At 69.8% G+C, this 13,764-nt stretch carries 13 protein-coding genes; 6 read left to right on the top strand and 7 right to left on the bottom strand.

The features are described 5' to 3' along the window. Window positions 1-103: 103 nt before the first annotated feature. From ACREEF_RS14045 to ACREEF_RS14030, 4 genes are read left to right on the top strand one after another with little or no spacing between them, the layout of a single operon-like run. Entirely contained in the window at window positions 104-622 is a 519-nt protein-coding gene (locus tag ACREEF_RS14045; RefSeq protein WP_431566192.1) for a hypothetical protein, read from the top strand. Beyond that, a complete protein-coding gene (gene mrdA, locus ACREEF_RS14040) occupies window positions 619-2,679 on the top strand; it encodes a penicillin-binding protein 2 (protein WP_431566191.1) in 2,061 nt (686 codons plus the stop codon). Before ACREEF_RS14045 ends, mrdA begins: the two co-directional genes overlap by 4 nt. Then, complete coding sequence (rodA, locus tag ACREEF_RS14035) at window positions 2,676-3,833, top strand: rod shape-determining protein RodA (protein WP_431566190.1); 1,158 nt, start codon at window positions 2,676-2,678, stop codon at window positions 3,831-3,833. Before mrdA ends, rodA begins: the two co-directional genes overlap by 4 nt. A 28-nt stretch (window positions 3,834-3,861) precedes the next feature. Next, complete coding sequence (locus tag ACREEF_RS14030; protein ID WP_431566189.1) at window positions 3,862-4,377, top strand: DUF6173 family protein; 516 nt, start codon at window positions 3,862-3,864, stop codon at window positions 4,375-4,377. Here ACREEF_RS14030 and pip read toward each other — a convergent pair. Further along, entirely contained in the window at window positions 4,374-5,348 is a 975-nt protein-coding gene (gene pip, locus ACREEF_RS14025; protein WP_431566188.1) for a prolyl aminopeptidase, read from the bottom strand. The two genes, ACREEF_RS14030 and pip, sit on opposite strands and share 4 nt — an antisense overlap. Before the next feature lie 29 nt (window positions 5,349-5,377). Beyond that, entirely contained in the window at window positions 5,378-5,749 is a 372-nt protein-coding gene (locus tag ACREEF_RS14020) for a DUF423 domain-containing protein (protein WP_431566187.1), read from the bottom strand. A gap of 50 nt (window positions 5,750-5,799) precedes the next feature. Here ACREEF_RS14020 and ACREEF_RS14015 point away from each other — a divergent pair, with 50 nt between their 5' ends. Beyond that, a complete protein-coding gene (locus ACREEF_RS14015) occupies window positions 5,800-6,960 on the top strand; it encodes an MFS transporter (RefSeq protein ID WP_431566186.1) in 1,161 nt (386 codons plus the stop codon). On the opposite strand, the gene ACREEF_RS14010 is transcribed toward ACREEF_RS14015, so the two are convergent. From ACREEF_RS14010 to ACREEF_RS14000, 3 genes are all read right to left on the bottom strand, one after another. After that, entirely contained in the window at window positions 6,957-7,550 is a 594-nt protein-coding gene (locus ACREEF_RS14010) for a hypothetical protein (protein ID WP_431566193.1), read from the bottom strand. The two genes, ACREEF_RS14015 and ACREEF_RS14010, sit on opposite strands and share 4 nt — an antisense overlap. 119 nt (window positions 7,551-7,669) lie before the next feature. Further along, on the bottom strand, window positions 7,670-10,231 hold the full coding sequence (locus tag ACREEF_RS14005) for a tipN (protein ID WP_431566185.1): 2,562 nt from the start codon (window positions 10,229-10,231) through the stop codon (window positions 7,670-7,672). Between the two features lie 146 nt (window positions 10,232-10,377). Next, window positions 10,378-10,557 carry a hypothetical protein gene (locus tag ACREEF_RS14000; protein ID WP_431566184.1) on the bottom strand — a complete coding sequence of 60 codons (180 nt, stop codon included), beginning with the start codon at window positions 10,555-10,557 and terminating at the stop codon, window positions 10,378-10,380. Window positions 10,558-10,710: 153 nt separating this feature from the next. On the opposite strand from ACREEF_RS14000, the gene ACREEF_RS13995 reads away from it, so the two are divergent. Continuing rightward, window positions 10,711-12,183, top strand: a complete 1,473-nt coding sequence (locus ACREEF_RS13995) for a phospholipase D-like domain-containing protein (protein WP_431566183.1) — start codon at window positions 10,711-10,713, stop codon at window positions 12,181-12,183. Here the strand turns inward: ACREEF_RS13995 and ACREEF_RS13990 are convergent. Next, a complete protein-coding gene (locus ACREEF_RS13990) occupies window positions 12,168-12,908 on the bottom strand; it encodes an endonuclease/exonuclease/phosphatase family protein (RefSeq protein WP_431566182.1) in 741 nt (246 codons plus the stop codon). The two genes, ACREEF_RS13995 and ACREEF_RS13990, sit on opposite strands and share 16 nt — an antisense overlap. A 72-nt stretch (window positions 12,909-12,980) precedes the next feature. Next, window positions 12,981-13,676, bottom strand: coding sequence for a TPM domain-containing protein (locus ACREEF_RS13985; RefSeq protein ID WP_431566181.1), 696 nt, complete (start codon window positions 13,674-13,676; stop codon window positions 12,981-12,983). Window positions 13,677-13,764: the final 88 nt, after the last annotated feature.

Here is a 13,764-nt window from a genome sequence, read left to right as displayed (position 1 = left end):
CGCCGCAACCGCGTCCCGCCGCGCCCCGGCCGACGACGCCCGCGCCGGTTCAGCCCGCCGCGTCGACGCCTGCCGCGGAGCCGACCCCCGCAGGAGCGGCAGAGTGAGACGGGCGATCACGGTCCGCGTCGTCGGCCCGCTGCAATGGATCGTCTATCCCGCCTTGACCGCGATCGCGGTGACGGTGCTGCTGGCCGTTCCGTTCCGGCTGTTCGGTCTGAACCTGCCCGAGCCGGTCTTTCCTATCGTCCTGGCCTTCGCCTGGCCCCTGATCCGGCCCTCCATGCTGGCGCCGGCGGTTCTGTTCGGACTGGGCCTGTTCCTCGACCTCTTCTGGGGCGGGCCTCTGGGCCTGTGGCCGCTCAGTCTGATGGCCGTCTATGCCGCGATCCTGCTGGCCTCGAACTTCCTGGCGGGGCAGGCGACCATCGTCCTGTTCGCCCTCTATGTCGCCTCGACCGGTCTGGCCTTCTTCCTGGCCTACGCGATCATTATGATGACGGTGGGCAACGCGCCGAGCATTCTGGCCGTCATGGGGCAGGTCGTGCCGACGCTTCTGCTCTTCCCTCTGGCCGACTGGTTGATCCAGCGATTTGACGACGCCGACGTGCGCTTCCGATGAGCAGCGAACCCCATATCTTCTTCTCGGACGTGAACGAGCGGCAGGGTTCCTTCCTGCGGCGCACCTTCCTGCTGGGCGGGGGGATGGCGCTGGGCACGGTGGCTCTGGTCGGGCGGCTGGCGCAGCTTCAGATCGTCAAGGCCGAGGAATACGCCACCCTCGCCACCAACAACCAGTTCAACTTCCGTCTGGTCCCGCCGCCGCGTGGCCTGATCAAGGATCGCCATGGCGTGATCGTGGCCGGCAACCGGCCCAGCTTCCGCGTCCTGGTCGTGCGCGACGAGACCAAGGATCTGGATCAGACCCTGGACTTGCTCGGCCAACTGCTGCCTGACACGGTGGAGCGTCGCCGCACCATCATCCGCGAGGTCAACGCCGCGCCGCGCTTCTCGCCGGTGCCGGTCAAGGCCGATCTGACCTGGGAGGAGTTCTCCAAGGTCAATCTGCACGCGGCCGAACTGCCCGGCGTCATGGCCGACATGAACGAGGCCCGCTACTATCCGCACGGGGGCGCCTATGCCCACGTCATCGGCTATGTGGCCAAGGTGTCGGACCGCGACGTCAAGGCGATCCGGGACAAGGGCGAGGAGCCGCCATCCATCCTGTTCAACCCCGGCTTCCGCATCGGTCGTCAGGGGGTCGAGAAATCTCTGGACGCGGACCTGCGGGGCGAGGCCGGGGGCAAGCGCGTCGAGGTGGACGCGCGCGGTCGCGTGGTGGCCGAGGACGTGGCGGGATCCCGAGCCGCCGTGCCGGGCGCCGAGGTGGTGCTGACGCTCGACAACGACGTCCAGAACCGGGCGCTGGAGGTCTTTGGCGAGGAATCGGGCAGCTGCGTGGTCATGGACGTCCGCAACGGCGATATCCTGGCCATGGTCTCGGCCCCGTCGTTCGACCCCAACCTGTTCGTGTCGGGCGTGCCGTCCAAGGTCTATCGCGCCCTGGCGGACTATGAGCGCAAGCCGCTGCTGGACAAGGCGATCTACGGCACCTTCCCGCCGGGATCGACGTTCAAGATGACCACGGCCCTGGCCTTCCTGGACGCCGGGATCGATCCCAAGGAGCGGGTGGTCTGCTCCGGCGGCTATCGCTACGGCGGTCGCACCTTCCGCTGCTGGCGGCGGGGCGGGCACGGGGCGATGGATATGCACAACGCCATCAAGAACTCGTGCGACACCTATTTCTACCACCTGTCCAATCGGGCGGGCGTGGACCGGATTTCCCGCGTGGCCGAGGATCTGGGCTATCATCGCACCTATGACATCGGCATCGGCGGTCAGTCCAAGGGCCTGTTGCCGACGACGGAATGGGTCAAGAAGGCGCGCCCCAGAGACCCGGTCTGGCACCCCGGCGAAACCCTGTCGGTCGCCATCGGGCAGGGGGCGGTGTCGATCACCTGCCTGCAGCAGGCGGTGATGGTGTCGCGCCTGGCCAACGGCCGAAAGGCCATCACGCCGCGCCTGATCAAGTCCATCGGCGGCAAGGAACAGCCGTCCGGCGGCGACGTGCCGGACCTGCCGTTCAGCAACGAGCACCTGGACATCGTGCGCGCGGGCATGGCCGCCGTGGCTAACGACGTCACCGGCACCGCCTATCGTGCTTCGCAGTTGGGCCTGGGCGACATCAAGATGGCCGGCAAGACCGGCACGGCCCAGTCGCGCGACTACGGCACCGGCTCGCGCGGTCCGCGCGACGCGGTCTGGTCGCGCCGCGACCACGCCCTGTTCGTCGCCTTCGCCCCGCACGATGCGCCGCGCTACGCCATCGCCCTGATCATCCAGCACGCCCCCTCGGGCGGCGCCGCCGACGCCGCGCCCAAGGCGCGCGAGGTGATGAAGGTCGCCTTGCTGAAGGATCCCGAGATGCGCGCCCGCATCGAGCGGCCCTTGCCGCCCGAGCCCGTCGGCCCCATCGGCGCCGACGAGGCCGAGCTGGAGCCCGGCGGCGAGGTCACCGGCCAGGCCGCCGTCGAGGCCTTCACGCCGCGCGCCCCCGCTGTGCGGGCGCCGACGGCCTCTTCCGGGCCGCGCCCCTATCTTTCGGAGACGCCGCAATGACCGCCTCCGCCCTGTCCCGTCCCGGCGAACGCGACCGGCTGTCCAGCAAGCTGGCCGAGCTGGACTGGCGGGTCATCGGTCTGCTGTGCGTCCTGGCCGGCATCGGCACGGCCATGCTGTATTCGATCGCCGGCAGCAGCTGGTCCCCTTGGGCATGGAAGCATCTGCTGCGCTTCGGCGTCCTGTTGGTCGCCATGATCGGCCTGGCCATGGTCCACCCCAAGTGGTGGTTCCACGCCGCCTATCCGCTTTACGGCCTGCTGCTGTTCATGGTGCTGCTGATCGAGTTCACGCCGATGGGCTATATGGCGGGCGGCGCCAAGAACTGGCTGAACCTCGGTTTCATCCGCATCCAGCCCGCCGAGTTCGTCAAGATCGGTCTCGTCCTGGCCCTGGCCCGCTGGTATCACGGCCATTCGGCCCAGGACGCCCGCTGGTCGTGGAAGCTGCTGATCCCGGCGGGCATGATCGGCGTGCCTTTCCTTTTGGTGGCCAAGCAGCCTGACCTGGGCTCGGCCATGGTCATCGGCCTGACCGGCGCGGCCGTCATGTTCATGGCGGGGCTGAGCTGGCGCGTGATCGCGGCGGGCGCCGCCGCCGCCGTGGCGATCATCCCGCCCTTCGTCATGTTCGTCATGCATGACTATCAGCGCAACCGCGTCCTGACCTTCCTGAACCCGGAGGCCGATCCGTCGGGCACGGGCTACAACATCATCCAGTCCAAGATCGCCCTGGGTTCGGGCGGCCTGCTGGGCAAGGGCTACGGCCTGGGCAGCCAGAGTCAGCTGGAGTTCCTGCCGGAGCGGCACACCGACTTCATCTTCTCGACCGTGTCCGAGGAGTTCGGCTTCGTCGGCTCCTTCACCGTTCTGGCCTGCTATCTGGCGCTGATCCTGATTTCGCTGCGGATCGCCTCGCTGTCGCACAGCCATTTCGGCCGGATCAGCGCGGCGGGCATGGCGGCCTTCCTGGCGCTGTTCGTGCTGATCAACGGGGCGATGGTGATGGGTCTGGCGCCGGTCGTGGGGGTGCCCATGCCGCTGCTGTCCTATGGCGGCTCGACCATGATGACGGTGATGATCGGCTTCGGCCTGATCCTGTCGACCCACGTGCATCGCTATGTCGAACTGCCGAAGGGGCAGGGACTGTTCTGATCGCGGTTTCAGGCGTTAGGCTGACGTCATGACCGCTCCGACGCCCGAATCCGACGCCGCTCCCATCCCCAAGGCCGACCCTTCCATGTTCTCGGACTGCGGCGACACGCCCTGTCCGCAGCCGGTCATGGCCGATCCCAAGAACGAGGCGGCGGCCCTGGCCGAGGGCGTGCGGATGCGTAACAACCCCGCCGAGTGGGCCTTCGTCCGCCTGTCCAAGATGATCGAGGAGTTCGAGGCCAACCTCGACAAGGACGAGGAGATCGGCGCCCGCGTCGTGGGCCTGCCCGGCGACGGCACCATGCAGATCGTTGACGTCGGATTCTGGGGGCCGGACCTGATCCTGTTCTTCGGCCGCAACGCCGACGGCAAGCCGGTGCGCCTGATCCAGCACTACACCCAGATCAACGTCGTTCTGGCCGCGATCAAGAAGCCGGAGGAGCGCGAGGCGCGCCGCATCGGCTTCCAGCTCAACGAAATGGTGCTGAAGACCAACCCGCCGCCGACCGTCGCCCGGACGGTCAGCGCGGGCGAAGCGATCTAGAGGCCGGCCGCCCAGTCGGTGCCGCGGATCAGGCTGTCGATGATGCCCGGCTCGCTGGAAGCGTGACCGGCGTCGCCGACGATGTCCAGTCTGGCCTCGGGCCAGGCGCGGTGCAGGGCCCAGGCGCCCGAGATGGGCGTCACCACGTCAAAGCGGCCCTGCGCGATCCAGCCGGGGATGTGGCGGATCGTGTCGATGTTCTCGAGAATCCAGTTCTCGCTGTCGTAGAAGCCGCCGTTGGTGAAGTACCAGTTCTCGATGCGGGCGAAGGCCACGGCGAACTCCGGCTCGGCGAACTTGTCCGGCTTGCCCGACGGGCCCTGGACGCTGACGGTTTCGCCTTCCCAGCTGGACCAGGCCACGGCGCAGCGGTTGCGCTCCTCGACGTCGTCGCCCAGCAGGCGCCTGTTGTAGGCGGCCATCAGGTCGCCGCGCTCGGCCTCGGGGATGGGGGCCAGGAAGCGTTCCCAGGCGTCGGGGAAGATCATCGAGGCGCCGTCCTGATAGAACCAGTGCAGCTCTTTCTTCGTCAGCAGGAAGATGCCGCGCAGGATCAGGGCCAGGCAGCGATCCGGGTGCTTGATGGCGTAGGTCATCGACAGGGTCGAACCCCACGACCCGCCGAAGACGACCCACCTGTCGATGCCCAGCTTCTCGCGCAGACGCTCGATGTCGGCGACCAGATCCCAGGTGGTGTTGTTTTCCAGCGAGGCGTTCGGTCGCGACAGGCCGCAGCCGCGCTGGTCGAACATGACGATGCGGTATCTGGCCGGATCGAAGTAGCGCCGCATCCCCGGATTGACCGCCCCGCCGGGGCCGCCGTGCAGGACGATGACCGGCACGCCGTGCGGGTTGCCGCTTTCCTCGTAATAGATCTCGTGGACGCTGTCGGTCTGCATCCAGCCCGAGGTGTAGGCCTCCAGCTCGGGGTAGAGGGCGCGGCGCGGGGTGTCGGTCACGGGAAAGGCCATGTCTGGAGGGGGGATTTCAGATTGGAGGGTCAGGCGTTGACGATGTGTGAGCGGAACGCGGCGACGGCCAGCGCGATCCAGCCGGCGATCATCAGCGTCCCGCCGACGGGGGCAAGCATGCCCATGACGGGCAGGCTGAGCAGGCCGATCATGGCCAGGGCCAGGCTGAAGACTAGTCCGCCGCCCGCCGCCAGCCAGCCGGCGAGGCGCGCGGTCTTGCCGCCCGTCGCCCAGACGGCGCAAGCCACGGCCAGGACGGCGTGCACCATCTGATATTGGGCGCCCGTGGTCAGCAGGCTCTTGATCGCAGGCCCGGCGCCGTGGGCGGCGAAGGCGCCCAGGGCCACGGCCATGGCCCCGTTGAAGGCGGCGAAGACGAGCAGGTTGCGATCGTGGCTCATGGATTAATGTCTAGACCACAACTTCGCGGGAGTCTGCTATCGCAGCGGCGATGAAATCCGCCCCGCGCATGGCCCTGCAATACATCCTGCTGTTCGCCGCCAGCGGCGTGACCCTGCCGTTCGCGGGCCTGTGGTTTCGCGAGCAGGGGCTGAGCGGGGCCGAGATCGGCGCCCTGCTGGCCATCCCCATGCTGGGGCGGCTGGCGACGGGGCCGCTGTTGGCGGTCTGGGCCGACGGGTTCAAATACAGGCGCACGCCGATCGCCCTGCTGGGCCTGGCCATGGCCCTGGGCTATGGCGGGGCAGGCCTGGTTCAGGGTTTCGCGGCCTGGGCGGTCTGCTGGTTCGTTGGGGCCACGGCGGCGGCGGCGCTGATCCCGCTCAGCGACGTGATGACGCTGCGGGTGGCCAAGCGTGAGGGCTTCGACTTCTCCCTGCCGCGCGGCTGCGGTTCAGCGGCCTTCGTGGTCGCCAACATCGGCATGGGGGCCTTGCTGACGCGGGCCTCGCCGGATGCGGTCATCATCTGGATCGGCACGGCGGCGGTGCTGATCGCGATGACGGCCTGGCGTGTTCTGCCCGCCGAGCCGGTGACCGAGGGCGCGCGCCTGCCGGGGCTGGAACGGTTCAAGGGGCTGGGGCGGCTGGTCGTCGATCCGGTCTTCATGACCGCTGTGTTCGCCGTCGGGGCGGTGCAGGCGGCGCACGCCTTCTACTACGGCTTTTCGGCCATCGCCTGGAAGGCGCAGGGCATCCCCGAGAGCATGACCGGCCTGTTGTGGGCCTTTTCCGTCCTGGTCGAGATCGGCTTCATGTGGGTGATCGAGCCGTGGCGGCGGCGCGCCGGGATCGGGCCGTGGCTGATGCTGTCGGTCGGGGCGGGAGCTGCGGTGGTGCGCTGGACGCTGATGGCGTTCGCCCCGCCGTTGTGGGCCTTGTGGCCGCTTCAGACCCTGCACGCGCTCAGCTTCGCCGCCACCTATCTGGCCGGTGTGCAGATCGTCGAGCGGTTGTCGCCGCCCGACAGTCACACGGCGGCGCAGACGCTCAGCTCCGTGGTGTCGGCGGGGGTGCTGATCGGCCTGGCCACGGCGGCGTCGGGGCCGCTCTACGACGCCTTTGGCCTCCAGGGCTATCTGGCCATGGCCGCGCTGGCGGCGACCGGGGGGCTGGCCGGATTGATCCTGCAGTCGCGGCTGACGAAGGCCTAGGCGGCGCTGGGGCGGGGCAGGGGCGTCAAGTGGCGCGCCATGGCCGAGGCCGCCGTCTTGACCGCCAGATGGATCTTGGCTTCCGAGGCGTCCAGCGGCGCGCGGATCAGGCCGATGGATGGCGAGACCGGACCGTCCGGCAGGTCGTTCAGGATGCGATACAAGATATAGCTGCCGGCATCCTCTTCGGCGTCCGAGGCGGCCAGGGCGGTCAGGCCCACGTCGGCCAGGGCGCGGACGATCTCGGCGACGGGAGCGGTGGCGCGGGCCACGCCGGGGCCGGTGTGATCCAGCCGCTCGGTTCCGTCCATGCGCCGGTTCTCGGCCCGCATCTGCAGCCGGAAGCCGCCGGGCAGCGCCGTGCGGCCGACCAGCAGCAGGGCGCCGCAATCGGCGTCGCGCAGATGCCGGCTCAAGGTGTCGGCCAGGACGTCGGCGGAGGCGTCGCCAGGCACGGCCAGGGTGCGCGCCCCAGGCGGATTCCACGGTTCGCCCGACAGATCCTCGACCGGGTCCCAGCCGCGTTCGGCCGGATTCCAGGCGCAGATGGCGATGGAGGGCCGTCGGTCGGGGCCAGGCCCGGAATCCATATCCAGCAAGGAACTCATCCTGTGTGACACTGACGTGACAGCTGCGCGGACGGTGCGGTCAAACCCGGCGGGAGGTCAAGCCCGACGGGTCAAATTGCGACAGCTTTGCGGCCGAAATCCTAGCCGAGGTCGCCGATGGCGGCGTCCAGCAGCATGAAGGCGCGGCCTTCGTCGGTGGCCAGGCGCGCCTGCACGTCGTGGACGTCGCCCTGACGCGCGTGATCCTGCATTTCCTGCCCGAAGACGCGGACATAGGCGTCGGCGTCGGCCCGCAGGTCGGCGTCGGCCAGGATGCGGCGCGAGACGCTGCGCACGGCGGCGGGGGCGACGCGGCGCACGATCTGGCGGGCGCGGTCGGGTTCCTGCACGGCCAGGGCGCGGGCGGCTTCCTCGATCCGGGCGCGGGGCAGAAGGGCGTTGGGATCGACCCCCATGCGGCGGATGGCGGCGGTGATCCGGTCAGCCAGGGCGCCGGCGTCGGCGGGCGCCGGAACAGGGGCGTCCAGTTCCAGCGGGACCTCGTGCGCCTCGGCGTCCTGATCCGCGCCGTCGATCAGGTCGTTCCAGTCCAGCGTCTCGTCTTTCCCGGGAGCCGGGGCCGCGGTTTCGCCGCCGGTCGGCTCCAGCCGCAGTCGGCCGCGCAGGCCGAAGCCGCGTTCCTCGACGCGCTTGGCGGGCTCGGGTGTGGGTTCCGGCTTGGGCTCGACCGGGCGCGGCTTGTAGCGCGGCGCTTCAGTCGGGACGGACAGCAGGGGTTCGCGGCGGCGCGCGGTCGGGGTGTCGCCGGACACCACGCCCATGACGCGCACGGCTTCGGTCAACATATCGTAGTTGCGGCGCACCCGGTCCTGGAAGCCGGATTCCAGGGCCTCGGTGTCCTCGGCGGCCTTTTTCGAGGCGGCGGACAGGGCGGCCAGGCCGTGCTCGACCGAGGCGCGCACGGCGTCGACGCGGGCGGCGGCTTCCTCCGGCAGGCGGCTGGCGCGGTCGTCCATCTCGGCGACGGCGCTTTCGACCTGGGCCAGGGCGGCGGTCATCCGCTCCAGCGTGCCTTCCAGCCGTTCGACGACCTTCTCGCCGGTCAGGTCGACCATGTCGGCGGTCTGGTTGACGATCTTGCGGGCGCCGTCGATGCGAGCCTCGGCGGCTTCGTCGGCCTTCTGTGCGGCGTCGAACAGGGATTCGCCCAGGCGGTCGGCGCGGATCTGGGCCTGTTCGATGGCGGCGGCGGCGGCGGCGCGCTGCTCCTCGGCGGTGGCTTGCAAGGCGGTCAGGGCGCGGCGGGTCTCTTCGACCAGCAGATCGCGCGCCTCGGCGGCCAGGGCCTCGAAGCGGTCCAGGGCCAGCTTGGTGGCGTGGTCGAAGCCGTCGGCCTCGCGCTGGGACAGGTCCACCAGGGCGCGGAACTGGTCGGCGGCGGCTTCGATCTGGGCCTTGATGGCGTCGCTGACGTCGCCGGTCGTCTGGTTCAGTTCGCCGGCGGCCGAACGGGTCAGGGACAACTGCTCGGTGAACTGGGCGCGCTGGCTCTCGATCTGGGCCGAGAAGTCTTCCTGATCGGTGCGCAGGGCGTAGGCGGCGGTGACCAGGGCGGCGCGCTGCTGGCTCAGGCCTTCCTCGACGGACTGGATCTGTTCGGCGACGCCGCTGCCGGCGGTTTCCAGACGCAGGGTCTGGCGGGCCAGGTCGTCGGCGGCGGCGCGGGCGGCGTCCTGGGCCTCATTGGCGGCGGCGGCCAGGTCGGCGGCGCGGGCGGCCAGAGCGGCTTCGGCCTCGCGCAGTTGGGTCTGGGCCAGGTCGGAGGCGTCCACCACCATGCGCGACTGACGCTCGACGGCGTCGACGACGCCGACAGCCTGGCTGTCCAGCTGGACGCCGAGGGCGCCCATCTGTTCGCGCTCGCGGCCCAACTGGTCGGCAAGGCGGCGGGCGGTGCGGCCCGCGCTGTCGGCGGCCTCGTTGAGGCGGACGGTTTCCTGGGCCAGGGCTTCGCGCAGCAGGCTCATGTCGTTGCGGGCGCGTTCGGCGGCCAGGGCCGCTTGGTCGATGTCGCCGCGCATGGCGGTCAGCACCTGCCCCGTCTGATGGGCGGCCAGCGCCGTCGGGCCGACCAGGGCCTCGGCCATGTCGCGGGCGCGGCGGGTTTCCAGCGCCAGGCTGGCGCCTTGACGCACGGCGTGGGCCAGCATGATGGCCAGACCGGCGGGGGCCAGGGCGATCAGGGCGTAAACGGCCAGTCGCAGGGGCTCGAGCGCCACAGCGCCCGATCCGAACTCATAGGCGAACCAGGAGGCGACGCCGCCGATCCACAGGGCCGAGGCCAGACCGGCGATCAGATAGGCGCTGCCGCTGGATTTCGGGGCAGGCGCGCGGCGGGCGGAAACGGGGGCCGGCGGCGCGGCCTCGTCCACGACGGCGGGTGGGGCGTCGGCGGACACCGCCAACGGGGGCAGGTCGGGCGCGGGCTGGGCGTGCAGGGCGGCGGCCCGTTCCTCGGCCAGGCGCTGCTCCTCCAGCAGACGACGACGGCGGCGCTCGGACATCGGCTTTTCGGGCGCCAGCTCGGGTAGGGCTTCCGGCGCGTCGATTTCGGCGTTGTCGTCGGCGAGGGCGGACTCGTCCTGAGCCTGGCCCGGTTCCGGGTCGGAAAGGTTGAGCGGCGGCCGATGGCTGGACTTCATGGGCGTCGTTCTCGTTCACTATTCGCCAGAAACGCGGCGAGGGCGCGCGGAGTCTGGACCCTAGCGGCTCGATCCGGTCGCGCAAAGGCTCGCAGGGCGGGATTCACAAGGAAGATCGGGGACGGAGCCGTGTCGGGCCGTCCGGCTCAGCAGTCGCTGGGGGCGGCGACTACGATGGTCGAGGCGGGCGTATCCTCGCAGTCCTGAACGCGCTGGATCTCGCGTTCCGAGTGGCGCGGCGCGTGCAAATCGACGCCGAACTGCGACAACGCCGCCGCAGCGAGCATCGCAATCAGGCCAGCCAGCATTTCCAGCAGCATTTGCATGGGGACATCACGACAGAAGCGACCGCCGTTCACAATGCGGCCCCTTTGTGAAGCTGGGCCATTGACCGCGGGTCGTGGAACGAAAACCATCGGAGCGTCACTGTATTTCCGGGCGCGGGGCGGACCGTCACGCGAATCAGGCAGTCAGGCCGTATGCACGACCAGGGCGACATCTATCAGGGCCGACTGCTCGAACCCGGGCGCGACTGCTGGCGCGTGGCGACGGCGCATCGTTTCACGCCCCTGATGGAGAACAACGCCTATTTCGACGCTCTGGCCTCGGCGCTGCACAAGGCGGAGAAGTCGATCGTCGTCCTCGGCTGGCAGTTCGACCCCCGCACCCGACTGGACCCGGAGTCGCCCCTGACGGACCGGCGCGGCGAGATCGGCCATCAGTTGCGCAGCCTCGTGCGCCAGAAACCCGATCTGGACATCCGGCTGCTGATCTGGAAATCGCCGCTGCTGATCGCCGCGTCCCAGGGCTTCTATCCGCTCAGGGCCCAGAGCTGGTTCCGCAAGCGGACGGTCGAGTTCCGCCTCGACAAGCCTGGCGTTCTGGGGGCCTGCCACCATCAGAAGGTGATCGTCATCGACGACAAGGTGGCCTTCTGCGGCGGTGGGGACATCGCCACGGATCGCTGGGACACCGACGACCACCTGGATCAGGACCCTCGCCGCTGCCAGCCCTCGGGCCTGATCAGCCCGCCCCGGCACGAGGTGATGTGCGTGATGGACGGGCCGGCGGCCAGGGCGTTGGGCGATCTGGCGCGTGAACGCTGGTTCCGCGCCACCTGGGAGCGGACCCTGCCGGAAGAAGCCGACGGCGATCCTTGGCCCGACGGGGTCGAGCCGGCCCTGACCGACGTGCCGGTCGGCATAGCCCGCACCGAACCCCGCGTGCGCGGCCGGCCCGAGGTGCGCGAGAACGAGGCCCTGCACCTGGAATCCGTCCGCCGCGCGAAACGCCTGATCTATCTGGAGAACCAGTATTTCACCTCGCCGGTCATCGCGGGCGCCCTGGCCGACCGGCTGGCCGAGCCGGACGGGCCGGAGGTGGTGCTGATCTCGACCGGGCGCAGCCCCAGCTGGTTCGACAGTCTGACGATGGACACGGCCCGCGCCGAGGTCCTGTTCCGGCTGGAGCAGGCGGACCGCTACAACCGCTTCTTCGCCTTCAGTCCCCGCACCGTCGAAGGGGATCGGATCATCGTCCACGCCAAGATGTCGGTCATCGACGACCGGCTGCTGCGGATTGGTTCGACCAATCTGAACAACCGCTCGCAAGGGCTGGACACCGAGTGCGACGTGGCGGCCGAGCCCGAAACGCAGGAAGGGCGCGACGTCGTGCGCCGCTTCCGCCAGCGGTCCATCGGTCATTTCCTGGGCGTGTCGGGCGAGGACTTCGCCCAGGCCGAGGGGGTGATGGGGTCGGTCGGCCGCGCGGTGCAGACGTTCGGCGCGGATCGGATGACGGTCCTGGGCTCGGACCTGCCCAACGCCGTCCAGCGGATGGTCGCCGAATGGCAGCTGGGCGATCCGGGCTCGTCCGCCGACGCCTGGCGGCCGTGGAGGCGGCTGAACCGCTCTCACCGGCCCCGGGTGACCAACGATCAGACGCCGGGCTGAAACTCGAAGTCGATGACCAGCGGCAGGTGGTCGGACGCGACCCGCGCCAGGGGATGCAGGGGCGTCATGACGCCGGTGACCCTGATCTCGGGGCTGACGAAGCAGTGGTCGATGCGGATGGCGGGGAAGCTGGACGGGAAGGTCTTCACCGAGGGCTTCAGCCCCAGTTGGCGCTGGGCGTCGACCAAGCGTTTTGTCAGGGCGTGATAGGGGCGGGTGATCGAGGTGGCGTTGAAGTCGCCGGTCAGGATGGTCGGCCCCTTGCACGCCGGATCGCCCAACCACTCCGACCCGATCAGGGCGGCGGCCTGCATCCGCTGTTCGCGCGGGACCAGTCCCAGATGGGTGTTGAAGACGTTCAACGTGATCCCGTCGAAGTCGATGGCCGACCACAGGGCGCCGCGCGGCTCCAGCCCGCGCAGGTTGGGCAGGGTCGGCAGGGCCGCGGCGCGGATCAGGCGTTCCGGGTGCGGGGTCAGGATGGCGTCGCCGTACTGCTCCGCCTCGACCTTCATCGCCGGATGGAAGCGGAAGCTCATCGACAGACGTTCGGCGATGGCACCGGCCTGATCGACGCCGTTGGTGCGGGCGCGGCCGACATCCAGCTCCTGCAGGCAGACGATGTCCGGCTCATGCTCGGCGATGACGGCGGCGATGCGGGCCACGTCCAGCTTGCGGTCGACGCCGACGCAGCGATGCACGTTATAGGTCAGAAGTCTGGGCATGAATCCTTGCCGGGCGGCGACGGAGAACAGGATCGCGCCTCGGGGGGCGCTCCCGCAAGGGCCTTATCAGGCCTAGATGACAACCAGCCGGTCGGGAACCTCGTTGGCGTCGGCGGGGCGGGGCGGAAACTGTTCCGCCAGAACCGCGCCGCACAGGGCGATGGCCTGTTCCAGTCCCTCGACCAGACGGTCCCGACGCAGATCGGCGGTCAAGGCGGCGACCGCGTCGGCCCAGACCTCGGGGCTGACGCAGGCGTGAATGCCGTGATCGGCGATGACCTCGACCTGATGATCGGCCAGGGCGGCGAAGATCAGCACGCCGGTCCGCGCCTCGGTCAGGTGCAGGCCGTGAGCCAGGAACTGTTGCAGGGCCGCCCGGCGGACCCGGGTGCGCTTCAGCGGAGCAGGCGTGACCCAGCGGCGCACCGTCGGGATCAGGGTCAGCAGGAAGACGCCGAGGAAGACCGCCGCCTGGATCAGGGCGTAGGCGGCCAGGGCCTGGCCAATCTGGACATCACGCGCGGCGACATGGGCCGCCTGCCAGTCGCCGCCCAGACCGGGAAGGCCGGGCAGCCAGTGGGCGCCGAAGCCCAGCGGGATCAGGCCCAGCGGCAGCAGCAGGGCCGCCGCCGCCGCCCAGGCCAGACTGACGTCGCGATAGGACGACACCTGCCGCGCCACGACGCAGAAGATCTCGCCCGAGGTGTTTTCCTCGGCGCGGGCGATGGCCGCAGCGACCTGCGCGTGGTCTTCGCTCGTGAACTGCATCACCATCCCCCCGAGGCGCCGCCGCCGCCGAAGCCGCCGCCGCCGCCGCCGCCGTCGCGAGCGCCTGCTGCTGCTTGAGGTCCTGCTG

The sequence above is a fragment of the Brevundimonas sp. genome (assembly GCF_050729455.1).
Classification (GTDB): Bacteria; Pseudomonadota; Alphaproteobacteria; order Caulobacterales; family Caulobacteraceae; genus Brevundimonas.
Note: the sequence above shows the minus strand (reverse complement) of the source record. Positions and strands in the feature narration are given on the sequence as shown.